Consider the following 26417-nt stretch of genomic DNA (forward strand, 5'->3'; position numbering starts at 1 on the left):
GGCGTCTCTGCCCAAATAATAAGACTAAGTTAAGCACTAGTTTTCAAGTATGCAGAAATCGCTGCTTGTGCATCTTGACCATCGACTGTTTTCACATCTTTTAGCCATACTTTAATTTGATCTTGATTTGCGTTTAACCAAGCTTGTGCCGCTTTTGACGGATCTTGTTTTTGGTTAAGAATTGCTTCCATTAACTCGTTTTCCATTTCTAAGTTGAACTCCAGGTTCTTTACCAATTGACCTACATTCGGGCACTCAGAAAGGTAGTTTTTACGTACGTTTGTGTAGACGTTTGCTCCACCGTAATTTGGACCAAAGAATTCATCGCCTCCAGAAAGATATTCCATGTCAACATTGCTGTTCATTGGGTGCGGAGCCCAGCCCAAGTAAACAATCCACTGATTGCGACGCGCGGCGCGTGATACTTGTGACACCATGCCAGCCTCACTCGATTCAACCAAGCTGAAGTCTTTCAGCCCAAATGCATTACCGTCGATCATGGATTGGATTATGCGGTTACCATCGTTACCCGGTTCGATGCCGTAAATACGGCCATCAAATTTGTCGGCATGTTTTGCCAGATCAGCAAAGCTTGTAACGCCTGCATCGTAAACGTATTTTGGTACTGCTAACGTGTATTTTGCGCCGACTAGGTTAGCTTTAACCGATTCGACTGTGCCAGCATCACGGTATTTAGCGATATCCCCTTCCATCGTTGGCATCCAGTTACCCAGGAAAATATCAATGTCACCATTCGCCATTGATGAGTAAGTTACGGGGACAGAAAGCATATCCGTTTTAGTTTTGTACCCTAATCCTTTCAGTATTTCTGAAGTCACTGCGGTTGTTGCGGTAATATCGGTCCAACCTACATCAGCAAATCGAACGGTTTCACACTGATTTGCGTAAGCACCGGTAGCTAAGGTACTTAACGCGATAGATGAAAATATTTTTGTGATCTTAGACATGTTTAGTTCCTTGTAATGATTACTGACTTTTTGATAGTTATTTGAATTATGATATTGAATTTAAATCTCTTTTAGGTGGATGCATTCGTTGTGTCTCTTGCCAGTTCGGAGCAATCCAAACCGGAGTGTTCTGTGATTTTTCCAGCGCATTTCCCAAGATCATATCCGCAGCACGTTCCGCAACCATGATGGTCGGAGCGTTCAAATTGCCATTTGGGATAGTTGGGAAAATCGATGAATCCACAACGCGTAAACCTTGAATACCGCGAACCTGGCACTGCTCGTCTAATACGGCTAATGGATCATCGTCAGCGCCCATTTTGCAGCTACATGAGGGATGGTAAGCACTCTCTACGTTCTTCTTTACCCACTCGTCGATCTGCTCGTCAGTCGTGATATTCAGGCCAGGCTGGATCTCGTCGCCCCGATACTCATCCATCGCAGGCTGATTCAAAATTTCACGCGTCAGACGAATACAATCACGCCAATCCTTCTTATCTTGCTCGGTTGATATGTAATTAAACTCGATCTTAGGTTTGTCGTTCGGATTAGAAGACACCACCTCTACTGAACCACGGCTTTCTGGCTTGTTCGGCCCCACGTGAACCTGAAATCCATGACCATCGAATGCAGCTTGGCCGTCGTAACGCATAGCGGCAGGCAAAAAGTGATACTGAATGTTTGGCCACTTCAATCCCTCACGAGAGCGAATAAATGCACACGATTCAAAGTGGTTGGTTGCACCAAGGCCTTTACGAGTCAATATCCACTCTGTACCGATTAACCCTTTGCTAACCAGCCCTAACTTGCTGTTCAGTGTGATTGGCTGTTTACAATGAAATTGGAAGTACACTTCCAGATGGTCTTGCAGGTTTTTACCTACGCCTTCCAAAGCATGTTTCACCTCAATACCTGCTTTTTCCAGCACGTTTTTAGGTCCAATACCTGAAAGCTGTAATAACTGCACTGAACCAATAGAACCCGCACTAGAAATCACTTCACTATTAGCAAAACATTGCTTGATTGAGCCAGATTGCTCGAATTCAATACCTACTGCTTTTTTGTCTTCAAGTAGGACTCGGTGAACAATTACTCGCTTCATTAAAGTGAAGTTTTTGCGCTTTTTAGCTCGGCTTAAGTATGCGTTAGACGTTGAAGCGCGTATGCCTTTATCAACAGTCATGTGCATTGGGCCAAAGCCTTCTTGTTGATAGCCGTTGTAATCGTCGGTCTCTGGGTAACCCGCATCTTTACCAGCTTCAATAAAAGCTTCGTATAACGGGTTTAGCTTCATATCATTGCCGTTGCAGGTACCAACAGGGCCACTGTCACCACGGTATTCATCTGCTCCGCCAACCCAAGCCTCCGCTTTACGGAAGTAAGGTAAACAGGCTTGATAATTCCAGCCTTTTGCGCCCGCTTCTTCCCACTGGTCGAAGTCACAAGCGTGGCCACGAACGTAAACCATACCGTTAATAGAAGAGCTACCACCCAAAACTTTACCGCGTGGGCAGTGAAGCTGGCGTCCATCAAGACCGTCTTCCTCGACAGTTTCAAATTGCCAAGCGTATTTTTCAGTGTTCATTGGGTACGAAAGTGCGGTAGGCATTTGGATGAAAATACTCTTATCCGTGCCACCTGCTTCGAGTAATAAAACAGAGTTCTTACCGCTTTCACTCAAGCGATCCGCGAGTACACAGCCTGCCGAGCCCGCACCGACGATAATATAATCGTAGCGTTGTTGCATTTTAGTTCTCCTATGAGTGTTAGGCGTAAGGGCTTTCGAAATCGCTTAGCTGAACCAGCACACTCTTAGTTTGCGTGTAGTGCTTGAGTGTTTCGACGCCGTTTTCTCTGCCAATACCGGATTGCTTGTATCCGCCAACAGGCATTTCAGCCGGGGAGTCACCCCACGTATTGATCCAACAGATACCTGCCTGAACTTTGTGAATCACGCGATGAGCGCGGGCAAGATTTTGAGTGAAGACGCCAGCGGCGAGACCGTATTCTGTGGCGTTTGCTCGTGCAATAACTTCAGATTCATCACTAAACTTAAGCACTGACATCACCGGACCAAAGATCTCTTGCTGTACGTGGCTCATCTCATCGTTACAGTCGATAAATACCGTTGGTGCAACAAAGTTACCTCTTTCCAAACCGTTATCTGTTACTTTGTAACCGCCAGTGAGTAGAGTCGCGCTGCTTGCCTTAGCCTCTTCAATCGAAGACAAGACTTTGCGTTCGTGCTCTTTAGAAATCAGAGCACCAATCTGGGTGTTTTCATCTAAAGGGTCACCGACAATCAACTGCTCTGTACGTGTTTTTAATTGGGCAATGAAATCATCGTAAATGCGCTCATGGACAAAAACACGCGTACCATTCGTACAGACTTCACCTTGCGTGTAAAAGTTTGCAACCATGGCCGCTGAGACTGCGTCGTGCAACTTAGCATCGTCAAATATGATCAGGGGAGACTTACCGCCCAGCTCCATGGTGACTTGCTTGAGTGTTTTCGCGCTGTCACCCATGACGATTTTGCCCGTGCCACTCTCACCGGTGAACGAGACTTTAGCAATATCAGGGTGCGCCGTTAGCATCTGGCCGACACGGTAATCACCCTGCACAACATTAAATACACCATCAGGCATACCTGCTTCTGAGTAAATTTCAGCCAACTTGAGTGCTGTCAGAGGCGTTTCTTCTGATGGTTTGAAAATCATCGCGTTGCCTGCAGCCAGTGCTGGCGCTGATTTCCACATCGCGATTTGAATTGGGTAGTTCCATGCACCTATTCCCGCACAGATTCCTAGTGGCTCTCGACGCGTATAGAAAAACTGACTCTCATTTAGTGGCTGCTGCTCACCGTGCAAGCTAGGTGCCAGCCCTGCGTAATATTCAAGTACGTCAGCGCCTGTCGCAACATCAACGGCGATGGCTTCTTGAATTGGCTTACCCGTGTCAGCTACTTCCAGAGCCGCCAATTCATCATTTCGCTCACGTAAGATAGCCACCGCTTTATGCAAAATGCGACTACGCTCAGTAGCAGTCATTGCAGACCAAACCTCAAAACCTCGTTTTGCTGATTCGATCGCTGCGTCCATATCGCGCTGGTTCGCCTGTTTAACATTAGCCAATGGCTCACCATTCGCCGGATTATATGTGGTGAAATGTTCCTCAGAACATCCAATATACATTGCACCATCAATGTAATGTGCTTTCATTTCCATCGTGAAGACCTGACTTTTATTTTAATATTGAGTAATACGTTAATTGCTTTTCGAGATAGTCATTAATGATGACTCTTGCCTTCTCAGCGTTAATGCCTTGCGGGTTGAGCGTTCCGCGTAGCCAGATACCGTCTATCAGTGACGCAATCCCATGAGCAACCAATTCTGCTTGCTCCGCACTTAATAGCGCTTTTAATTCTCTTCTTAGATGGGATAAAAGACGTCGTTCATTCACACGTTGCAGACGCTTAAGCTGATCGTCGTGCATCGAATAGGACCAAAACGCGAGCCAAGTCTTCGCAACTTTATTTTCTGCCTGGTAGCCGACAAAGTTGCCATCGATAATGGCGTTGATTCTTTGATGGTGAGCATCTGCAGGTAAATCACGAAGCTTCTTGGTAATAGTGAAAGATAGTTGGCGCAGGATCTCGCGCATGGTTTCTTCCAACAGACCGTGCTTACCACCAAAGTAGTGATTAATGATTCCCGTTGATACGCCAGCTTCTTTGCTGATCAACGAGATGCTAGCTGCGTGTAAGCCTACTCTATCAATCACTGACATCGTCGCTTTAACCAGCTGTGGCTTCCTGATTTCAGGCATTCCCACCTTAGGCATTTCGTCCCCTTTCATTTTTAATTGAACGGTTAGTTAAATATAAAATGCCCGAATATTAGTTCGATCTCAAACTGTTTTTACAGATGACATTCATAAATCATTAGAAAAAAGTGCACTTAAATGCAAAACCGACGTGCTAGTAATAATTAAAATAAAGCCAACGATCGATTCAAAAGTAGAAGAAATTACTTTTAATATCAATAATATAAAAATTAAACCACAAAATTAGTACGCCTTACTTTTTATTGACTAGCTTAATTTTAAAATTTTTCAAATTTATTTTTTTACATCGTGCACTAACTATTGCACTACAATGGTGTGGCATGCACAATCATTAGCCAGACCATGAGGTAACAGGCTCATAACATTAATTTTTTCATTTGCACAACTCTTGTTCACACCAACACATACAGTTGCGTAACTTTTATTCATGATAAAAAAGTGTGATCTATATTGAATTTTAGAAAAGCCGATTCAAAAGATGCTCAGATACCGTGCTGCAAACATAAAGTCATCAATAATGAGTAATTCGATGGGGTTAAAAGACAGCAATATCAGAGTCCAAACTCATATCAGCGGTACACCACGGATAGAGTTAGGTGTTGAGAGCAATGTCTATGCAATTAAAAAGGAAGTTACTATATGAGCACGGAACACGGCAGAGGATTCATTCGAATCTTTATAATTGAGGCAGGTAATGAGAATGGAGGCTAACGATACAATTCAACATCGTCAGCCTGAGATTGACTTTACATTCGCATACCGCCATCAACTTCTAATACCCTTCCGGTAACGAACTCGTTGGTTAATGCATATTTCACCGTTGCAGAGATTTCATCAGCAAGGCCTAAGCGACCAACAGGAATCATTCTGATTAAACGCTCCATGGCTTCTGGTTTAATCTGATCCGTCATCGCAGTTTTGATAACGCCCGGGGCGATAGCTACTGAGCGAATGCCAAAACGACCCAGTTCTTTTGCCCACACCGTCGCCATGGTTGCGACTGCAGCTTTGGACGCAGAATAGTTGGTTTGACCAATATTACCGGCACGCGCGACGCTAGATATATTGATAAGTACGCCTTTACTGTCAGTATTGAGCATTACTTTGGCGGCTTCTCGCCCACATAGGAAGGTACCTGTAACATTAACATCCATCACCGACTGGAACTGCTCTAGTGACATTGGAGTGACCTGACCATCTTTAACTTTAATGAACATACCGTCACGCATAATACCTGCGTTATTGATTACGCCATTGAGCTGCTTGAAGTCCTCTTCAATTTGTTCAAAGGTGGCGCAAACCTGTTGTTCATCCGTCACGTTGGTCACGTAACTTCGTGCAGTTACCCCTAAAGACTGACACTCTGCTTGGGTTTCATTCAGTTGTTCTGGATTGAGATCGATAAGCGCGAGATTCACACCGCTCTGTGCCAGCGATAACGCCATCTGCTTACCCAAGCCCTGCCCAGCACCAGTGATCGCAATAACCTTGTTTGCTAACTCCATAAGCACTCCTTAGGCCTGATTTTGCTTCTGGTAGAACTCAAACAAACTAGAGAAATCTTTTTGCCCGTTGCCCTGACCATTATTAAAGTTGAAGAGGTTACGCGCCAGACTGCCCATTGGCGTCGAGGTTTGGCTAGCCACTGCCGCTTCCATAGCGAGACCTAAATCTTTAGCCATCAGCTGACTCATAAATCCGCCCTGATAACCATTACTCGCTGGTGCATTTTCCATCACACCCGGACATGGGTTGTAAAGTTCCAACGCCCAGTTACGGCCTGAGCTTTGCAACATAATGTCGGACAGCACTTTTGGATCGAGCCCGTTCTCAATCCCTAGATTGAGCGCCTCACAGGTACCACTCATCAAAATGCCCAGCATCATGTTGTTGCAGATTTTTGCAACCTGGCCTGCTCCGGCTTCACCTGCGTGGAAAATGTTCTTACCCATGTGACCAAGCACTGCTTTCGCTTGCACAAAATTCTCTTGAGTACCACCAACAATAAAAGTCAGAGTCCCCGCAGATGCACCAGCAACACCACCGGAGACTGGGGCATCGACAAAACTGATACCAAGTTGCTGTGCTTTTTCTCCCACTGAGCGGGCAGTTGCCGGATCAATAGTGGATGAATCAATCAGTAATGTGCCTGTTTCGACGCTTTCTAATATGCCTTCTTGACCAAGATAGACACTATTTACATGCTGACTCGCTGGTAACATAGTGACTACCACGCTCGCGCCTTGAACGGTTTGCTTAACAGAATCTGCACTCGAAGCGCCAAGTGCGGTAAGTTCAGCAACAGCGTTCGGATTCAAATCAAAAACTTCAACATTCAAGCCCGCTTTAAGTAAGTTCTTAGCCATAGGTGCGCCCATATTGCCAAGACCAATAAATGCTATTTTATCCATGTTATGTCTTTCCCTTGTCGCTATTCCGCGTTTCGAATTTGCTATAGTTCAGCCGAAGCTAATTGTGCTGCAGTAAGTGGGTATTCCGCTGAATCAATTGGTGCAAAAAAACGTTCCAAATCTTGTAGAGTCACATCACAAACACGCTTATGCATCCAATTCGGCTGGTTAGTTTTATCAATAAGGAGCGCTCTGACACCTTCTCTAAAGTCACCTTCTAACCCACAGCGCAACGTAAGGTTAAACTCCATATCAAAGCAAGCATCCAGCGAAAGGCCTTGATACTGAGTCAACTGTTGGTAAGTAATGTTGAGCGAAAGAGGACTGCCATAGTTCAGCGCTTTCTGTGCGTTAACGAACCATTTATCATCAGCATCAGCGCTACTTATTGCTTCGACTATCGTTGATAAGTCGCCACGACAAAGCTGCTCTATTAAGCTAGCGTGAGGTAACATAAATCCCTCACTCGGCTCTTTAACTTCTATAGAGCGAAGTACTGTAGCGATCTTCTCGTTAATGTCCGTTTCACTTTCCCACTTAATACTGGCAAGTTGAGATAAGAAACTTCCCTTGCTATCTGGAGGTGCAATCCATTGGCTTAATCCTAATGCTTTCATATCAGTAGCATTGATCTGACATGCCGTTAAGCCAAGAAACAGCGCAAAATGTTTTGGCAACTGATTCAAGAAATAGGTCGCGCCTACATCAGGATAAAGACCAATTTTGATTTCTGGCATTGCAAATCGGGTCGTAGTTTCAGCCACTCGATGGCTTGCGCCCATAAACAAGCCAACACCGCCGCCCATCAGGTAGCCGTGCCCCCATGCGATAATTGGTTTCGGATAAGTATGAATAAGATGATCACAGTGGTATTCGAGATCAAAAAACGTTTCCATCGCCTCGAATGCTGAATCAAAGTCTTGCTCTATATCCTCTAACGCACGATAGATAGCCTGGATATCACCACCTGCGCAGAACGCTTTTTCACCCTGAGCATGTAAAACAACGGCGACAATGCTGTCGTTCTCTTGCCATTCAATCAACTGCTTATACAACTGCTCAATCATCACATAATTAAGCGCGTTAAGTGCTGTAGGGTTATCTAACTCCAGCACGCCGATAGCGGAACCGTCAGCACATTCTATCTGTGACACATTTACTTTGCTGGCCATGGCGACTCCGTTAGCTGTTAGTCCAATTAGGCTTACGTTTTTGCAAAAAGGCGTTCACACCCTCTGTCTGATCTTGAGTATTGAAAAGCTTTAAGAACAGTTCACGCTCCAATACCAATCCGGCTTCATGAGATTGGCTGCGTCGGTTTTGGATTAGCGTTTTACATACAGACACGGATTTCGGTGATTGAGCTGCTACTCGATGCGCGAGTTCCATCGCAGCATCAAGTGCTTCACCTTTCGCGACGACTTCTTCGACCAAACCGATTTTTTGACCTTGCTCGGCAGCCACACGCTCACCGCAAAGAATCATGCGCTTCGCCCAGCCTTCGCCAACTAACGCAGTGAGATTTTGCGTACCACCCGCGCAAGGCAACAAGCCTACAGACGCTTCTGGCAACGCCATTTGTGCCTGCTCTTCGGCGATACGAATGTCACAAGCCATAGCCACTTCCAAGCCACCTCCCATCGCATAGCCATTGATGGCAGCAATAGAAACACCATCGAAAGCAGACAGAGCTTCAAACGCTTCACCAAATGCGAACGCCATATCTGCAGCTTGTGATTTATCACCGGATGCAAAGTTGTTAAGGTCCGCGCCAGCAGAAAAGAACTTCTCTCCTTCGCCCGTTAATACCAAAGCATAAATAGAACGATCATTGCTGAGTTCAATGGCCAGTTCTTTGAGTTGATTCAGAGATTCCAGTGTCCAAGTATTCGCAGGTGGATTACTGATGGTGAGCTTAGCGATGTGCGCTTCGCGCTCCAATTTGATTTGTGCCGTCATAATCTTTCAGTCCTTTATACCTTTGAGTAACGGATAAGCTATCTGTGTCTTCGTTGGCTAAACCAGCTCAACGCCTTCCGCGAGTAAACGTCTTGAGATGATCAGACGCATGATTTCATTGGTACCTTCAAGAATTTGGTGAACTCGAACGTCTCTGAAATGACGCTCGACGGGGTATTCTTTGATGTAGCCATAACCGCCATGAATTTGCAGCGCCTGGTCGCAGACTTTAAAGCCCACGTCAGTTGCAAATCGTTTAGCCATTGCACAATACGCACTTTTTTCTGCGTGTTGAGCATCCAGTTTTGCAGCGGCTAATCGCACCATTTGACGAGCAGCGACCAGCTCAGTAGCCATGTCCGCCAGTTTGAACTGCAATGCTTGGAATTGTGCCAGCGAACGTCCGAACTGCTTACGCTCTGTCATGTACTGTTTTGCTTCATTCAACGCTTGTTGCGCTGTACCGACAGAACAAGTGGCAATATTGATTCGCCCACCATCGAGACCTAACATCGCGAACTTAAAGCCTTCGCCCTCTTCACCCAGCAGATACTCTGCCGGAATACGAACATTATCGAAGGTGATCATTCGAGTTGGTTGGCAGTTCCAGCCCATTTTGGCTTCTTTCTTACCGTAGCTAATGCCTTCGCTGTCAGCAGGTACAATAAAGGCAGAAACACCACCAGCACCTTCGCCACACGAACGAGCCATCACTACCAGTACGTCGGTATCGCCAGCACCTGAGATAAATACCTTTGCGCCATTCAAAACAAAGTCATCGCCATCACGTACTGCGCTGGTCGTAAGAGATGCTGCGTCAGAGCCCGCGTTTGGCTCCGTTAGACAGTAAGAAGCAAGCTTTTCACCAGTAATCAATTCGCCACTAAATCGCTGAGCGACTTCTGGCTTCGCAAAGCTGGTGATCATCCAGGTCGCCATATTGTGGATAGTCATAAACGCGGTGGTTGCAGTACAACCCATCGCCAGCTGTTCGAAAATAATCGCGGCATCCAGGCGAGAAAGCCCCAAACCACCGTGCTCAGGGGGCGTATAGATACTCAAAAAACCCAGTTCACCCGCCTGACGAAGTACATCTTTAGGAAAATGCTGTTTTTCATCCCACTCTGCTGCGTGCGGTGCAAGCATTTGTTCTGCGAACTGTTTCGCTGCATCTGCGAATGCGATTTGATCTTCGTTTAGTTCAAAATCCATCTTGGAATCCTAAGGTCTAATTCATTTCAATCGAATCAAGGCCAAGCACCAACTACGGCTTGACCATACGTTGCTAACGAGGGTGGTTAGTTGAGCTGAATAGTCATGTTCGGACCACTTGGAATATCGTCTTCAAACCAACGGGCTGTCACTGTTTTCGTCTCGGTGTAGAAGCGAACCGCCTGTTTGCCATAAGCATGAAGATCGCCGTAGAAGCTGCCTTTCCAACCGGTAAAGGAGAAAAATGGCAATGGCACAGGAATTGGCACGTTAATACCCACGTTACCCACTTCAATATTGTGCTGATACTTTCTTGCTGCTGCGCCATTAGCCGTGAAAATAGACGTACCGTTACCAAAACGGTTTGCGTTAATCAGTTCAATCGCTTCGTCTAAGTCATCAACTTCCATTGTGAGCAGTACAGGACCGAAAATCTCTTCCTGATAAATCGACATGTCTGTGGTCACGTTAGTAAACAGCGTTGGACCAACCCAGTTACCGTCAGGGAAGCCAGCTACTTGGCAATCCGTACCGTCAAGAACGCAGTTAGCACCAGACGCTTTACCTTCATTGATCAGGTTCACCACACGTTGCTTCGCTTGTGGGCTAATAAGCGGACCATAACCCGCCGTTTCGTCATCCCACGCACCAGGCTGAACTTGAGATAACGCCTCTTTAAGCTCTGGAATCCACTCTTTGGTTTCACCAACAAATACCGCGACCGAAATCGCCATACAGCGCTGACCTGCCGCGCCCACAGATGCGCCAACAAGGTTATTGATGACTTGCTGCTTGTTTGCGTCTGGCATTATAACCATGTGGTTCTTCGCACCAGCGAATGACTGAACGCGTTTTAGGTTGTCAGTACCCGTTTTGTAGATGTACTCACCTACCGGCACAGAGCCCACAAAAGAAATTGCGCGAACGACTGGATCAGTAAGAATACGGTCGACTTGTTCTTTGGTACCGTGGACGATTTGTAATACACCTTTTGGTGCGCCAGCCTGCTCAAACAGTTCAGCCAGTTTCATCGCCGTTAGTGGCACTTGCTCAGACGGTTTTAAAATAAAGGTATTACCGCAAGCAATCGCCATTGGGAACATCCACAATGGAATCATCGCCGGGAAGTTGAAAGGTGTGATACCAGCACAAACACCGAGTGGTTGAATGTAAGAGTAACCATCAATATTCGTTGCGACGTTTTCAACCGTTTCACCCATCATTGAGCTACAAATATTCGCAGCTTGCTCCACGACCTCAATACCGCGCCAAATATCACCTTTTGCATCTGCAAGGGTCTTACCTGTCTCGCTTGAAAGCAATATCGCCAACTCGTCGTGCTGCTCTTTTAGTAGATGTTGGTAGCGCAGCATCAATCTTGCACGCTCCGGCGCAGAGACTTCTTTCCAACGCTTAAACGTTTCTGTTGCGCTGGCGATCGCCGCATTCATTTCCGATTCAGTGGCACAAGGCACTCGTGCGATCACTTCATTGGTTGCAGGGTTAGTTACATCTAGCCATTGTTTCGAGTCGGAGATGGCAAATTCACCACCGATATACTGCTTTACTTGTTCTGTCATGATGACATCCTTGTATTTTTCAGCTTTTCACTGACTACTGTTGTGTAAGAGTGTTTTGTTGAGAATGATTTAGCAGATTTCAATCGCGATTGCGGTAGCCTCGCCACCACCAATACAAAGCGAAGCAACGCCACGTTTACCACCGGTCTGTTTAAGAGCATGAATTAAAGTCACGAGGATTCGGTTGCCACTCGCGCCAATTGGATGCCCCAACGCACAAGCACCGCCGCGAGGGTTGACTTTGCTCTCGTCCAGTTCGAGTGCTTTCACCGCGTATTGAGTCACAACAGCAAAAGCTTCATTAATTTCCCAAAGGTCAACGTGAGATTTGTCCCATCCTGTTTTTTCCAGCAGCGCTTCAATGGCAAATACTGGTGCGATAGTGAACTCTTCTGGCTGTCTTGCATGAGTGCTGTATGCAACGATTTTGGCTAGGGGTTGCAGGTTTTCCTGCTTACCAAATTCACTATCAACCAATACCATTGCCGATGCACCATCAGAAATTGAGCTTGAGTTTGCCGCTGTTACGCCGCCATCTTTGGCAAACGCAGGGCGTAGAGTTGGAATTTTAGCGACATCAAGTTTGCCAGGTTGCTCATCGTCAACAACCAAGGTATCTCCACGTCGACTTTTCACATTAACAGGCACAATCTCTTCTTTGAATAAACCCTGTTCAATCGATTGCTGCGCACGAGTCACCGATTGCTGTGCCCATGCATCCATACTTCCGCGATTAAACTGATACTTTTGCGCTGTTTGTTCAGCAAATACGCCCATCAATTCACCTTGATAGGCATCCTGTAAGCCGTCATAAAACATGTGGTCGAGTACTTGCTCATGGCCTAAACGAAAACCCTCTCGCGCTTTCTTTAGTAGATAAGGAGATGAAGACATGTTTTCCATACCACCCGCAATGACAGCATGCGCGTTTCCAGATTGAATAAGATCATGAGCCAGCATCACTGTCTTCATACCAGAGCCACAGACTTTGTTCAGAGTCGTACAACCAATCGATTGAGGCATGTCTGCTTTTAGGCTTGCCTGTCTTGCTGGCGCTTGCCCCACTCCGGCAGGCAAGACACAGCCCATCAGGACTTCATCTATTTTGTCTGCATCCAACTGACTTTCTGTTAATGCGCCCCGAATCGCTGTCGCACCGAGTTCAGTGACGTCTGTTGAAGCTAATGCACCTTGAAAAGCTCCGATAGGCGTTCGTTTAGCGGCAACAATCCATGTTTCATTTTTCATTTCGTTAACCTTTTGTTGACGTTTACGTCATAACTATACTAACATTTACGTTAACGTCAAGTTTGAGGTTATTGTTTGTTCGACAGAATCATAAGTTTTGGGTAAACATCAGTAATATCAAGGCTCAAGAGTGGTCACTGGTTATTTACTTTAACGTTAACGAATTGTATATTCGGATGAATGTTATACGAAAGTCGTAAGGTTAAAGAATGAATGCATTTAAAATCAGTGAGCTCGCGAAGGAGTTCGATATTACCACTCGAAGTATTCGCTTTTACGAAGATTTAGGTCTCCTAACTCCAGAACGTAAAGGCAACACTCGAATCTACAATGGTCGCGATCGAATTCGACTAAAACTGATTTTGCGAGGTAAGCGATTAGGCTTTTCTCTCGCAGATATCAAAGAGTTATTTGAACTCTACGATACCGATCAAAGTACTGAGCAGTTGAACTATATGATTCGGTTAATCGAAGAGAAGAAGGCGGCATTGCAACAACAAGCGAATGACATCCAAGCGGTAATGATGGAGTTGAACGCTGCTCAGTTGCGATGTGCAAACACACTTAGAACCATGAAAGGCGAAAAAGTCACCTGATACCAGGCTGGGATGTATGGGATGTAGGTGACGTAAAGGCAAGGACACGCAATGAAATCTACCTACTCTTCCCTTAACTTTGTTTATGACGAAAATACCGATTTGCTTCGCGAGCAAATCAATAGTTTTGCTGCGAGAGAAGTTGCGCCTTTAGCGCAATCTATCGACCAATCTAACGACTTTCCAAACCATCTTTGGTCCAAATTAGGTGAAATGGGTCTTTTAGGCGTTACCACCAGCGAAGAGTTTGGTGGTGCAAACATGGGCTACCTCGCCCACGTTATCGCCATGGAAGAGATCAGCCGAGCCTCTGCCTCGGTGGGTTTAAGTTACGGCGCTCACTCCAATCTTTGTGTTAACCAAATCCACCGCAATGGTACACAAGCACAAAAAGAGAAATATCTGCCTAAGCTCATCTCCGGTGAACATATTGGCGCTCTTGCCATGAGCGAACCTGGTGCAGGTTCCGACGTGGTGTCTATGCAGCTTAAGGCTGAACGTAAAGGCGATATTTTCCTGCTAAACGGCAATAAAATGTGGATCACTAACGGCCCGGATGCACACACCTATGTTGTATACGCCAAAACCGAGCCAAGCATGAATGCAAAAGGTATTACTGCCTTTATTGTAGAACGCGGGTTCCCTGGTTTTACTCAGGCGCAAAAGCTGGACAAATTGGGTATGCGCGGCTCGAACACTTGTGAATTGGTATTCCAAAACTGTGAAGTCCCAGCTGAAAACATTCTGGGTGAAGAAAACCAAGGCGTAAAAGTGTTGATGAGCGGTTTGGACTACGAACGCGTTGTACTTGCCGGTGGCCCGCTTGGCATCATGCAGGCATGTATGGATATCGTTGTACCTTATATCCACGATCGTAAACAGTTTGGTAAATCAATCGGTGAATTCCAGCTTGTTCAGGCAAAAATCGCTGATATGTACACGCAAATGAATGCCGCTAAAGCGTATGTATACGCAGTTGCCGCCGCTTGTGATCGCGGTGAAACCACACGTAAAGATTCTGCTGGCGCAATTCTATACAGTGCTGAACTGGCAACTAAGATGGCTTTAGATTCTATTCAGCTGCTAGGCGGAAATGGCTACATCAACGAGTTTGACACCGGCCGTTTGCTTCGTGATGCCAAGCTGTATGAAATCGGTGCGGGCACCTCAGAAATTCGACGCATGCTTATCGGTCGCGAATTGTTTAACGAAAGCGCCTAGTCATCACCCCAGGCGTTCTTACTCAAAATAATTTCATAATCAACCTAAATTGGCGACAGGCACTCTATGCCCGTCGCCCCGAATGGAGATCGGCTATTTATGGCTTGTTTAACGACCAATATTAATACCCATTCAGAGCAGTATCAGGAAAAATACCGCTCTATGGCATCGCTCGTGGATCAGCTTTATACCGTAACCGCCCAAATAGAAGATGGCGGAGGTGAAAAAGCGCGAGAACATCAACAGAAGAAAGGAAAGCTTCCGGTTCGAGAACGTATTCTTGCTCTACTTGATCCAGGATCATCCTTTCTAGAAATCGGTCAGTTTGCTGGCTGGGATGTTTATCCTGATTACGTTCCATGCGCAGGGGTGGTTGCAGGGGTGGGCGTGATTGACGGCACCGAGTGTATGATCGTGGCCAACGACGTGACGGTAAAAGGCGGCAGTTACTACCCTCTTACGGTTAAAAAGCATTTACGCGCGCAGGAAATTGCTGAGAAATGCCAGTTACCTTGTGTTTATCTGGTCGACTCTGGTGGTGCTAACCTGCCTCGCCAAGACGAAGTCTTCCCGGACAGAGACCACTTCGGTCGTATATTCTATAACCAAGCGCGTATGTCGGCCAAAGGTATTCCACAAATTGCTGTAGTTATGGGGCTGTGTACCGCAGGTGGTGCGTATGTTCCTGCTATGTGTGACGTATCCATCATCGTAAAAGAACAAGGCACTATTTTCTTAGCTGGCCCACCTCTTGTAAAAGCGGCGACAGGTGAAGAAGTCAGCGCTGAAGATCTTGGTGGTGCAGACGTTCACTGCCGCACTTCTGGTGTAGCCGATTATTATGCAGAAAACGATCACCATGCATTAGAACTGGCAAGACAGGCTGTATCCCAAATCAACCACTTAAAGCCGATTCAGCTCAAGCAAAAAACGCCACAAGAACCACGTTTCCCAGCACAAGAGCTATACGGCATCGTCGGTACCGATCTTAAAAAACCGTTTGATGTAAAAGAAGTGATTGCTCGACTTGTCGATGATTCGCAATTTGATGAATTTAAAGCGCTGTTTGGTGAAACCTTGGTATGTGGATTTGCCCATATTCACGGAATGCCAATTGGCATCGTCGCTAACAACGGCATTCTGTTTTCAGAATCCGCACAAAAAGGTGCGCATTTTATTGAGCTATGTGCCCAACGCAAAATTCCACTGCTGTTTTTGCAGAACATCACTGGCTTTATGGTCGGCCAAAAGTATGAAGCAGAAGGCATCGCCAAACATGGCGCAAAAATGGTAACCGCCGTTGCGTGTGCAGACGTGCCGAAATTTACCGTCGTCATAGGTGGCTCTTATGGCGCGGGTAACTACGGTATGTGCGGTCGTGCTTATGACCCAACCATGATGTGGATGTGGCCAAACGCGCGTATCTCCGTAATGGGCGGTGAGCAAGCGGCTGGAGTTATGGCGCAGGTTACCCGCGATATCAAATCCCGTAAAGGTGAAAGTTGGAGAACAGAGGAAGAGGAAGCGTTCAAACGCCCAATCGCAGATCAATACCAGACCCAAAGTCATGCTTACTATGCCAGTGCTCGTCTGTGGGATGATGGGATTATTGACCCAGCGAAGACCCGCGATGTTGTGGGTATTGCTCTGTCTGCTGCACTCAATGCCCCAATACCAGACAGCAAATTTGGCATCTTCCGCATGTAGTCAGATGCAAGGCAAACCTTAACTCCTCGCTATCACTAGGGTTAACAAGTATTGGAAAATCAGACTGAAATGTCAGACAAAGGAAGTCAAATGACCGGACTACTGCTTGAAAAAGACAGCAATGGCGTTGCCTGGTTGAGCTTAAATCGACCAGAAAAACACAACGCGTTTAATGACGAGTTGATTGCATCACTAATAGAAACGCTGGATCAACTCGAAAAGGACGATTCTCTCCGTGCATTGGTATTAACCGCACAAGGGAAACACTTTTCTGCAGGTGCAGATCTTGTCTGGATGCAGTCAATGGCAACAAAGAGCGCAAGTGAAAATCTACAAGATGCGCAACAATTGGCAATGCTCCTGCATAAACTGGATACCTTCAGCAAACCAACGATTGCCATGGTGCATGGCGCGGCATTTGGTGGTGCGCTTGGGCTTATCTGTTGCTGCGATATCGCCATCGGCACACCTGAAAGCCGCTTCTGTTTGAGTGAAGTGAAACTCGGTTTGCTCCCAGCAACTATTGGCCCCTACGTTATTCGAGCGATTGGACAACGACAAAGTAGACGCTATTTTTTAACCGCGGAACTGATTGATGCCGAGGCAGCGCTGTCTATGAACATTCTTCATCTAATCGATACTCAACCACAAGAAGCAGTCGACCGTATCGTGGATCACCTGCTTCATAATGGTCCACAAGCCATGCGGGCAGCCAAAGCACTCTGCTTACGTTGTGACAACCAACCAATCGATCGCTCGTTGATCGACTATACCAGCCAAGCCATTGCAACCGCCCGAGTGTCCACTGAAGGGCAAGAAGGACTGACTGCGTTTTTTGAAAAGCGCGCCGCCAATTGGAGGAATCATGTTTAAAAGAATACTGATCGCAAACCGCGGTGAAATTGCATGCCGAATCATTAAAACCGCCAAAAGCATGGCTATCGAAACCGTTGCCGTTTATTCCGAAGCAGATCGCAGCAGTTTACATGTTAAACAAGCTGATTTTGTCGAATATATCGGCCCCGCTCCGGCGAGTGAGTCCTATCTGGATATCGATACGATTATCCGCGCTGCAATAAAATGGCAGGCCGATGCAATCCACCCTGGTTATGGTTTTCTTTCTGAGAACCCGAAACTTGCAAAAGCGTGTAGTGAAAACGGTATTGTGTTTATTGGTCCTTCCACCAGCGCTATTGAGGCCATGGGCTCGAAATCTCAAGCCAAAGCAATCATGTCTGACGCCAACGTGCCTCTTGTTCCTGGTTATCACGGTACGAACAACAGCGTTGAACATTTATTGGCTGAAGCGGAAAAAATCGGTTACCCAGTGATGCTCAAAGCAACACAAGGTGGTGGCGGTAAGGGCATGCGTGTAGTCAACAGTGCTGCAGAAATGCCGTTAGCCATTGATGGCGCGCAGCGCGAAGCGCTTTCTAGCTTCGGTGATAAACAGCTTCTAATTGAAAAATGCATTTTGCAGCCTCGTCACGTTGAAGTTCAGGTATTCGCCGATCACCATGGTCACTGCGTCTATCTTTCTGATCGTGACTGCTCAATTCAGCGTCGTCATCAAAAGGTTGTCGAAGAAGCGCCCGCTCCCGGCCTGAGTGATGAACTGCGTAAACAGATGGGTGAAGCTGCGGTTCAGGCGGCTCAGGCAATCGATTATGTTGGCGCAGGGACGGTTGAATTCTTGCTGGATAGCCGAGGCCAGTTCTACTTCATGGAGATGAATACCCGTCTGCAAGTTGAACACCCGGTTACTGAACTGATTACTGGCGTTGATCTTGTTGAATGGCAGTTCAAAGTTGCGGCTGGCGAGCATTTACCTATCTCGCAATCTGAAATCGCACATAGCGGCCATTCAATCGAGCTACGAATTTACGCAGAAGACGCAGAAAATGACTTTATGCCGTCAACTGGTCAAATTGATTACTTGCAAGAACCCGTCTCAGACAGCAATGTCCGTTTAGCATGTGTGCGCGTTGATAGTGGCGTTACACAAGGTGACACCATCAGTGAATACTACGATCCGATGATCAGTAAACTGATTGTCTGGGGCCAAACTCGCGATATCGCACTGAAGCAGCTTAAACAGGCTTTAACTCACTACCATGTGCGTGGCGTAACGACAAACATTGGTTATCTGCACAGCATTATTTCTCAGCCAGCCTTTGCCGAGATTGAGCTTGATACGGGGTTCCTCATCAAACATCAGCAAGGGATTATCGAGCAACAAAACGTATCAGATTCTATCTGGCTAACCTTGGCGGCCATCGCTCGCTGGAACGCTCTTACGTCGAAAACTGTGAATGCATCAAAAGCTAACGATACAGCACTACCAACTCCTGCCATGCAAGGGTTTAGGCTGTCGGTTGATGATGTCTATCGCTTTAACTTCACAGATGTGAATGCTAATCATCAGGTGCGATTACTACGTTCATCTCTTCACGTGGAAGCTCAACATCCTGACAACTTCATTGTCCAATACAGTGACCAAAAGCATCAGGTTTGCCTGCTTGAAAAAGATGGCCAGTTCATCGTTGATATTGATGAAGTGCGTTACATCTTTAATGCTATCAACGATGATCAGAAAACGACGGTATTCTATCTTGGTCAGCAACGTACATTTGCGCACCAACCAAGTTTTGAACCCGCAAAAGGAAAAGAGGATGAGCTTAGCCCAACCGCACCATTGAACGGTGTAATATCGGCTGTAATGGTGACTAAGGGCGACGAAGTGGCTGCTGGCGATCCACTGATCGTTCTCGAAGCGATGAAGATGGAATACACCATCACTGCTCCGGTAGCAGCAACTGTCGACGAAGTATTTTATCAGCACGGTGATCAAGTACAGCATGGTTCCATACTTCTGCATTTGGCTTCGGCGTCAGAGAGCGTCTTCGAAGATAAGGAGCGAGAGTATGCTGCCAGCGAAGGTTAATATCGTCGAAGTCGGTGCACGCGACGGACTGCAAAATGAAACGGCGGTGACACTGGTCGATAAAATTCGTTTGATCAATCAGTTAAGCAACAGTGGTTTAAAGCACATTGAAGCGGGTTCTTTCGTCTCCCCGAAATGGGTACCACAGATGGCTGATTCCGATCAGGTATTTGCGGGGATCACTCAGAAGCCGGACGTGGTGTACAGCGCACTCACACCGAATCTGGCAGGGCTAGAACGAGCATTAGAAAGCGGCGTCAAACAAATTGCGGTATTTGGTTCGGCTTCTGAAGCTTTCAGCCAGAAGAACATCAACTGCAGTATTGCAGAAAGCCTAGCCCGATTTGAGCCCGTTATTGCATTGGCGAAACAGCACCATATTCCTGTTCGCGGGTACTTATCCTGTACTATGGTTTGCCCATATGAGGGAGAAATCAAGCCAGAGCAAACCACCGCAGTGGCAAATACACTGTTTGATATGGGATGCTATGAGATTTCACTCGGTGACACCGTCGGTAAAGCGACACCAAATCGCGTTATTGCCATGCTTGACTCATTACTGACGCAACTGCCAACCGATGCCCTCGCAGTACACTTTCATGATACTTACGGGCAGGCGTTGGCAAACATCTACCAAGCCTTGCTGATGGGAATCAATACCATTGATAGTGCCGTTGCAGGTTTGGGTGGTTGCCCTTACGCAAAAGGTGCAAGTGGTAATGTCGCAACGGAAGACGTGCTTTATCTGTGCGAGCAGCTTGGTATAGAAACGGGGGTCGATCTCGACATCATCAATGAAGCGGGTTGGCAAATTTGCCGCGCATTAGGCAAGCCACCCGCCTCAAAAGTAGCGCTTGCGCTTGGAGATCCTAATAGCCTGTAACGAGACCATGCAGTAACTCATCAATAACGGGCTTTAAAGCCAGTTAGCGTGACTTACTGCATTATTACCATTCTAAAAATCACCCTACCCATCGATTCCAAAGTGGCTTGGTATGCTCCAGTTCTTCGGCCACACTCAAAGCTTGAGCACTAAACTGTGGTGCTTGATGTTACTCCATCTCGGCGTAGCGATGTAATACCGCCATTGTTTCTTGTGGTGACTGACGTAATGCCTGTTGCATACGTCTACACCAGACCTTATGACGCTAGAAACTCTCACTTGTGTGTGTTGCGCTGGAGCACGATTAATTTTGCTTAACGTTGTAAACGGTAGTAACAATCAGACGGACTATAAAAGTTATTGAGCTACTATTACACATAGATATAGTCAGTGTTCAGACTAGACTGTGGCAGGGTTCTACAGATAAGTGAGAACGCTAACAACGTCCACATATGAAAATTAATAGGATTTGAGATATGTATACTCAGGTAAAAAAACCAAATAAAAGTCACAATATTTTCAATCCAAATTATCAGAATAAAAACCATGATAAACAACGCATTGCGTTGATTGACAATCGACCTGAGAAAGCCAAAAAGAACTCTCTACCAGTTGTACAGCGGGCAGTTGATGTGGAATTAGTAAATGACTCACCGAACAAAAAGACATTAAGGGCAATCGGAACCCCAGATCAATTTGAGGGAGGTAGTAGTGCCGGGAAAGTGGGTTGGATAGGAGTATCAAAATACAGGTCTGAATACTACCGATTTACTGAACAAGGCGGTGATTTTGATATAAAACTTGCTAGTGAAAACTTTCAAAATCCTTTTACAACACCAGAAGCTGGTCATGTACTAGGACAGCAAAACGGTGGAAACGGGAGAGATCCAAATAACATTTTCGCGCAATGTGGAGGAACAAATAATGGTCCATATAAAACGTTTGAAAACGCAATGAATAAAGACCTGAGAGAAAAAGCAAGTTTTTATGATCATGTATGGTTCATAAGCTATTTAGTAGGCAATGATGCGCAGGGGATTAAACAAGGCAATATTAAGGATGCAGCTATAGAAGAAGCTAGCAGTATTTCTGAAGATGATTGGGGAACTTGGAGTTAGTTAATGATTTTACTCTAAAAATACAGAGTAAAGCTTCAACCGTAAGGAGAATCACATATTCTGTATATCTGAATATGTAATCTATTAATAGTGTCTTTGAACTCCCAACATAGTCCAATTACTCACAACTAACAGTACAGTAGTGAAAACATATCAAAATATATGGTGTTATTTCGAGGAATCGACTTAAAAAGCCATGGATATACCATGGCTTTGAGTTAGATAGATTTCAGGTGGAGGTAGCTAACCCCATACGCCTTCTGTTGGCTCAACCACACTCTCGCGATAATTGAGTGCTGGAGATCTGTCTTCAGATAATAGCAGTGGCCCATCGATATCGACCCAACGAGCTTGTTGAGAGAGCAGCAATGCCGGAGCCATTGCGAGAGAGGTTCCAATCATGCAACCTACCATCACTTCAAAGCCCATATCCTGTGCCTCTTTAAGCAGAGCCAGTGCTTCGGTCATGCCACCGGTTTTGTCCAGCTTGATATTCACCGCCTGATAACGCCCTTTCAAAGCGGCTAACGAGGTGCGGTCAATACAGGATTCATCGGCGGTAATCGGCAATGCAGGAGTGATGGTTTCCAATAAGTGCTCTTCTTCGAACGACAGTGGTTGTTCGACCATTTCTACGCCAAGCTCAGCTAATACCGGTAAGTAATCACACAGTTGAGCGAAACTCCAACCCGTGTTGGCATCAATGACTAATCGCGTATCAGGTGCAGCGTCACGGACAGCACGAACACGATCCAAGTCGCCATCACGACCCAGCTTGAGCTTCAGGATAGGACGATGTTTTTGCGCGGCCGCTGCTTTCCCCATGTTCTCTGCACTGTCGAGCGATAACGTGAATACCGTCGTCACTGGCTGAGGTGCTTCACTAAAGCCAGCCATTTGCCATGCTGGTTGCTGTTTTAGTTTGGCTTCCAATTCAAATAAAGCGCAGTCGATAGCGTTGCGTGGCGCTGCAGATGGCAACAGTTCACGCAACTCATCGCGGCTAATACCCGACTCCACCGCTTTAACAGCCGACTGAACATCCGCCAGCACATCAAAAGGGTAATCTGGTTCGAAGATGTCCATTCTTTCGCATTCCCCGCGCCCAACGCAACCATCTTGCTCAATCTCAACCACAACTACTTCGCCGTGAAGCATCGGTGCCATGCGAGAAATGACGAACGGCTCATGCAAAGGCCATTTCTCGACGCGCACACTCATCTTACGCATAGCAGACCTCGGTAATGCCATCGACAATTTTCGCCACACCAGTACGTACTGGATCAACAACCGGTACGCCAAATTTCTTCTCGATACGCGCAATTTCAGCCAACGCTTCTTCTTCGCTCAAGTTCACGGTATTCAACGCAATACCGCCCAGACGAATATTCGGGTTCGTCACACGGCCCATGGTAAGGTTAATATCGATCACCGTTTGCAGATCCGGCACGCTAAAACCTTCCATTTCATCCATTTGAGTACGTCCAGCCTCATGACAAACGATGATCACATCCGCTTGAGCACCGTGCAATAGACCCAGACTCACACCCGCATAGGCTGGATGCAGCAATGACCCCTGACCTTCGATGATATCCCAGTGCTCCGGAGCATTGTCCGGAGATAATGTCTCAACCATCCCAGAGATAAAATCTGATACCACAGCATCCACTGGAACGCCGCTACCTTCAATGAGAATCCCGGTTTGGCCAGTTGCGCGGAACGTTGCCGGAATGCCACGTTGCTCCATCTCACGGTGGATCGCCAACGTCGTAAACATTTTGCCAACGCAACAGTCTGTGCCAACACTTAGCAAACGTTTGCCACTACGAGGCAGACCTGTACCACAGACCATTGGACCTTGTGGCACTCGGACATCCAGTAGCTTTTGACCAGTACGTTCAGCAGCAGCAACAAGCTCAGGGATGTCATTCAGGCGCATGTGCAAACCACTTGCTATGTCCATTCCCGATTCCATAGCGTCGATTAAAATTTCGATCCAATCCATCGGCAGCGTGCCACCTACCGGAGCAAGACCAAGAATAAAAGTTTTTGCCCCGCATGCAGCCGCTTCACGTGGTGACATTTCAGCCAATCCAAGGTCGGCTTTCGCGCCTGGCAATCGATATTGCGCCAGACATTTCTCTGGTCGCCAGTGAGCCACACCTTTGGCTACTTTCGCCATCAGAAGATCATTTGCATCGCCCAGAAAAACCAAATATGGTGTTTTCAATTCAATCTTGTTCATAAGGTTGATCCTTTTTTAAAGTCAAACGAGCCCACAAGAGTCATTGCTCCTGTTGCCATCAGGTTGTGGTTGGGTTGAAAAATCAGGTCGTCGCGACAGTGGCGGGTTTCGCACCCGGTGTTCGCTGGATCTGATGACGATAGAGGTAACGTTCGGCCTGTCGCCAAGCCATCACAAATAGCGTTGCGATAACCAAATACATCGCTGCCGCCAGAAAATACGTCGAGATATCGAAAGTCTGAGAAAATGCGCGTCGGGTTTGCCCCATCAAATCCATCACGGTAATCACACTTGCCACCGCACCGCCTTTTAGCATTAAAATGCACTCATTACCCAATGCTGGGAAAGCAATACGATACGCAAGAGGTAAAATAATGTGTCGGTACAACAGGCTATTGTTCATACCCATCGATTTGGCCGCTTCTATCTCTCCCGCATCTACGGATTGAATCGCACCGCGTAAAATCTCGGTCTGATACGCCAGCGAGTTAAGGGTAAACACCAATAGCGCGCAGTTAACCGGGTCGCGGAAGAATTGCCACATCCCCATTTCCATAAGCCAAGGGCGAAACTGACCAGAGCCGTAATACAACAAAAATAACTGGGCAATCAGTGGCGTTCCACGAAAGAAAGAGATAAAGAGCTGCGCTGGCCAACGGTAGATACGTGCAGACTGAATACGCAATAACGACATAGGTAGCGCCAACAGCGCTGCCAATGATACCGATATAAAGGTAATTTTAAGCGTCATCCATGCACCGTCGAGCAACATCGGAGCCACCTTAGCGATAAAATCTGTCATAGCTTTCTCCTTACCGACTTACGCGAATGCCGCGCTTCGAATGTTGTTCCATGACGGCTAATAACCTTTCACAGCATACGCATACTGCCCAGTAGGCAAGACAAACCGTCAGATAGAACAAAAATGGCTTTTTGGTCGCGCCCACAGCAATGTTCGCTGCACGCATCAAATCATCGAGTGCAATGACCGAAACCAAAGCAGTATCTTTAAGCAAATTAATCCAAAGATTCCCTAATCCCGGCAGAGCCAAACGCAAAAGTTGCGGGCGCTCGATAAGCCAGAAGATTTGTAATCTGGACATGGCAAGTGCATAGCCTGCTTCGCGTTGACCCTTGTTCATCGCTTTCCAGGCTCCACGCAAGACTTCCGCCGCGTAGCCACTAAACACTAAACCTAGCGCGATCACACCAGCACCAAATGGGTTCAATTCGAAGAAGCCATTGCTCGGGTCGATCCATTTCAGCATTTTGTTAATCAGAAGACCAACGCCATGGTAGATGATAAACAGAGTTAGCAGTTCCGGAAGACCGCGCAGTACGGTGGTATAAACATTGGCAAACCAACGATGGCTTTTACGCGAACTTATCGACAGTGCCGCCACGCCAGTTCCCAAAAATAAGCCAACCGGTAGCGCACATATCGCTAGACCAAGGGTCACGACTAAACCTTTAAGCAGCTCGTCCCCCCAGCCCGTATCACCCAGACTCAAATACATCAGATAATCCATCGCGTCGCTCTCTTTAACATTTACAACTCAGTGGCAACCGAAGCTGCCACGTATCATATGACTTATTTCAGAGTCAGTAGGTTAATTGAGAAGAACTCATCGTTGATTTTCTGGTACGTACCATTTTTAATGATGCTTGCCAGCGCCTGATCTAAACGCAGACGAAGATCCTGATCCTCTTTACGGAATGCGATACCCACACCATCACCAACGTACTTGCGATCGGTGATCAGATCGCCGACTTTCTGGCAACACGCACCGTCTTCGGAGTTAAGCCAATCCGTCATGGGCATAATGTCACCGGCTTGAGCATCAATACGGCCGCTGATCAAGTCTAGGTTCACCGCATCCTGCGTTGGGTATAAGCGCACTTCAGAATCTGGGTATTTCGCTAGCAGATACTCAGCCTGTGTCGTTGAGCCTTGCGCACCAATGATCATGCCTTTCATCGCCTCTGGAGACACATCTTTGATACCAGACTGTTTATCGACAACAAACGTCATCGCTGACGCCTGATACGGCGCACTGAATGCCACTTGCTGTTTACGTTCATCGGTAATGAACATGGAAGCCAGAATCATGTCGTATTTACCCGCCAAAAGCGCCGGAATAATGCCATCCCAATCCTGAGCAACAAACTCACATTCGACCTTCATCTCCGTGCACAGTGCTTTGCCGATTTCGATATCAAACCCAGCTAACTGACCATCAGCGGTGTAGTAGTTAAACGGAGGGTACGCGCCTTCTGTACCAATTTTGATTGTTTCTGCATTAACAATCGCTGACGCAGCGACAGCGACTGAGGTAGCAAGCAAAGCACCTAAAAATTTCCCTTTTGACATCATGGATTCCCTTCTACTTTTGTTATCGTTTCATTCCAGATCCTCGCTTGCTAAGAAGACAGTTCCCTTCCACTTCAGCAAACGGTCACAAAGACAATATTGAGTATG

The 26417-nt window shown here is 46.6% G+C and carries 23 protein-coding genes; 7 read left to right on the forward strand and 16 right to left on the reverse strand.

The genetic code is table 11. From position 1 onward, the window contains the following. Positions 1–29: 29 nt before the first annotated feature. The 11 genes from WJM94_RS04960 to WJM94_RS05010 all read right to left on the reverse strand — a co-directional run bounded on the left by WJM94_RS04960 (position 30) and on the right by WJM94_RS05010 (position 13224). A complete protein-coding gene (locus WJM94_RS04960; protein ID WP_444493124.1) occupies positions 30–968 on the reverse strand; it encodes a choline ABC transporter substrate-binding protein in 939 nt (312 codons plus the stop codon). A gap of 46 nt (positions 969–1014) precedes the next feature. Beyond that, entirely contained in the window at positions 1015–2715 is a 1701-nt protein-coding gene (betA, locus tag WJM94_RS04965) for a choline dehydrogenase (protein ID WP_444493125.1), read from the reverse strand. A 19-nt stretch (positions 2716–2734) separates the two neighbouring features. Further along, on the reverse strand, positions 2735–4195 hold the full coding sequence (gene betB / locus WJM94_RS04970; RefSeq protein ID WP_444493126.1) for a betaine-aldehyde dehydrogenase: 1461 nt from the start codon (positions 4193–4195) through the stop codon (positions 2735–2737). Between the two features lie 16 nt (positions 4196–4211). Next, positions 4212–4811 (reverse strand): transcriptional regulator BetI, encoded by a 600-nt coding sequence (betI, locus tag WJM94_RS04975; protein WP_444493127.1) that lies wholly within the window; start codon positions 4809–4811, stop codon positions 4212–4214. A 749-nt stretch (positions 4812–5560) separates the two neighbouring features. After that, a complete protein-coding gene (locus WJM94_RS04980; protein WP_444493128.1) occupies positions 5561–6319 on the reverse strand; it encodes an SDR family oxidoreductase in 759 nt (252 codons plus the stop codon). Positions 6320–6328: 9 nt separating this feature from the next. Then, positions 6329–7225: a 3-hydroxyisobutyrate dehydrogenase gene (mmsB, locus tag WJM94_RS04985; RefSeq protein ID WP_444493129.1), complete on the reverse strand. Its 897-nt coding sequence runs from the start codon at positions 7223–7225 to the stop codon at positions 6329–6331. A 41-nt stretch (positions 7226–7266) separates the two neighbouring features. Beyond that, positions 7267–8397: an enoyl-CoA hydratase/isomerase family protein gene (locus tag WJM94_RS04990; protein WP_444493130.1), complete on the reverse strand. Its 1131-nt coding sequence runs from the start codon at positions 8395–8397 to the stop codon at positions 7267–7269. A 10-nt stretch (positions 8398–8407) separates the two neighbouring features. Further along, positions 8408–9184 (reverse strand): enoyl-CoA hydratase, encoded by a 777-nt coding sequence (locus WJM94_RS04995; protein ID WP_444493131.1) that lies wholly within the window; start codon positions 9182–9184, stop codon positions 8408–8410. A gap of 57 nt (positions 9185–9241) precedes the next feature. After that, complete coding sequence (locus tag WJM94_RS05000; RefSeq protein ID WP_444493132.1) at positions 9242–10396, reverse strand: acyl-CoA dehydrogenase family protein; 1155 nt, start codon at positions 10394–10396, stop codon at positions 9242–9244. An 86-nt stretch (positions 10397–10482) separates the two neighbouring features. Beyond that, entirely contained in the window at positions 10483–11976 is a 1494-nt protein-coding gene (locus WJM94_RS05005; protein WP_444493133.1) for a CoA-acylating methylmalonate-semialdehyde dehydrogenase, read from the reverse strand. 69 nt (positions 11977–12045) lie between these two features. Next, entirely contained in the window at positions 12046–13224 is a 1179-nt protein-coding gene (locus tag WJM94_RS05010) for a thiolase family protein (protein ID WP_444493134.1), read from the reverse strand. Between the two features lie 209 nt (positions 13225–13433). Here WJM94_RS05010 and WJM94_RS05015 point away from each other — a divergent pair, with 209 nt between their 5' ends. The 7 genes from WJM94_RS05015 (at position 13434) to WJM94_RS05045 (ending at position 21693) form a co-directional block, all read left to right on the forward strand. Next, the gene (locus tag WJM94_RS05015; RefSeq protein WP_444493135.1) at positions 13434–13820 is read left to right on the forward strand and encodes a MerR family transcriptional regulator; all 387 of its coding nucleotides are present in this window, start codon (positions 13434–13436) and stop codon (positions 13818–13820) included. A gap of 51 nt (positions 13821–13871) precedes the next feature. Next, positions 13872–15041, forward strand: coding sequence for an isovaleryl-CoA dehydrogenase (locus WJM94_RS05020; protein ID WP_444493136.1), 1170 nt, complete (start codon positions 13872–13874; stop codon positions 15039–15041). A gap of 99 nt (positions 15042–15140) precedes the next feature. Continuing rightward, the gene (locus WJM94_RS05025; RefSeq protein ID WP_444493137.1) at positions 15141–16748 is read left to right on the forward strand and encodes a carboxyl transferase domain-containing protein; all 1608 of its coding nucleotides are present in this window, start codon (positions 15141–15143) and stop codon (positions 16746–16748) included. 90 nt (positions 16749–16838) lie between these two features. Next, complete coding sequence (locus tag WJM94_RS05030; protein WP_444493138.1) at positions 16839–17621, forward strand: enoyl-CoA hydratase-related protein; 783 nt, start codon at positions 16839–16841, stop codon at positions 17619–17621. Then, on the forward strand, positions 17614–19692 hold the full coding sequence (locus WJM94_RS05035) for an acetyl/propionyl/methylcrotonyl-CoA carboxylase subunit alpha (protein WP_444493139.1): 2079 nt from the start codon (positions 17614–17616) through the stop codon (positions 19690–19692). The genes WJM94_RS05030 and WJM94_RS05035 overlap by 8 nt, the downstream gene beginning before the upstream one ends. Further along, complete coding sequence (locus WJM94_RS05040; RefSeq protein WP_444493140.1) at positions 19673–20575, forward strand: hydroxymethylglutaryl-CoA lyase; 903 nt, start codon at positions 19673–19675, stop codon at positions 20573–20575. The genes WJM94_RS05035 and WJM94_RS05040 overlap by 20 nt, the downstream gene beginning before the upstream one ends. Positions 20576–21051: 476 nt before the next feature. Further along, entirely contained in the window at positions 21052–21693 is a 642-nt protein-coding gene (locus tag WJM94_RS05045) for a hypothetical protein (RefSeq protein ID WP_444493141.1), read from the forward strand. Positions 21694–21936: 243 nt separating this feature from the next. Here WJM94_RS05045 and dgcA read toward each other — a convergent pair whose 3' ends face one another. From dgcA to WJM94_RS05070, 5 genes are all read right to left on the reverse strand, one after another. Next, positions 21937–22923: an N-acetyl-D-Glu racemase DgcA gene (gene dgcA / locus WJM94_RS05050; protein ID WP_444493142.1), complete on the reverse strand. Its 987-nt coding sequence runs from the start codon at positions 22921–22923 to the stop codon at positions 21937–21939. After that, on the reverse strand, positions 22916–23938 hold the full coding sequence (gene dgcN, locus WJM94_RS05055) for an N-acetyltransferase DgcN (protein ID WP_444493143.1): 1023 nt from the start codon (positions 23936–23938) through the stop codon (positions 22916–22918). Before dgcN ends, dgcA begins: the two co-directional genes overlap by 8 nt. 82 nt (positions 23939–24020) lie before the next feature. Further along, a complete protein-coding gene (locus tag WJM94_RS05060; protein ID WP_444493144.1) occupies positions 24021–24740 on the reverse strand; it encodes an ABC transporter permease in 720 nt (239 codons plus the stop codon). Between the two features lie 10 nt (positions 24741–24750). After that, the gene (locus WJM94_RS05065; protein ID WP_444493145.1) at positions 24751–25467 is read right to left on the reverse strand and encodes an ABC transporter permease; all 717 of its coding nucleotides are present in this window, start codon (positions 25465–25467) and stop codon (positions 24751–24753) included. A 62-nt stretch (positions 25468–25529) separates the two neighbouring features. After that, complete coding sequence (locus tag WJM94_RS05070; RefSeq protein WP_444493146.1) at positions 25530–26309, reverse strand: transporter substrate-binding domain-containing protein; 780 nt, start codon at positions 26307–26309, stop codon at positions 25530–25532. Between the last annotated feature and the right edge of the window lie 108 nt (positions 26310–26417).

Origin of the sequence: Vibrio sp. YIC-376 (assembly GCF_052353105.1) — a bacterium.
Lineage (GTDB): Bacteria > Pseudomonadota > Gammaproteobacteria > Enterobacterales > Vibrionaceae > Vibrio.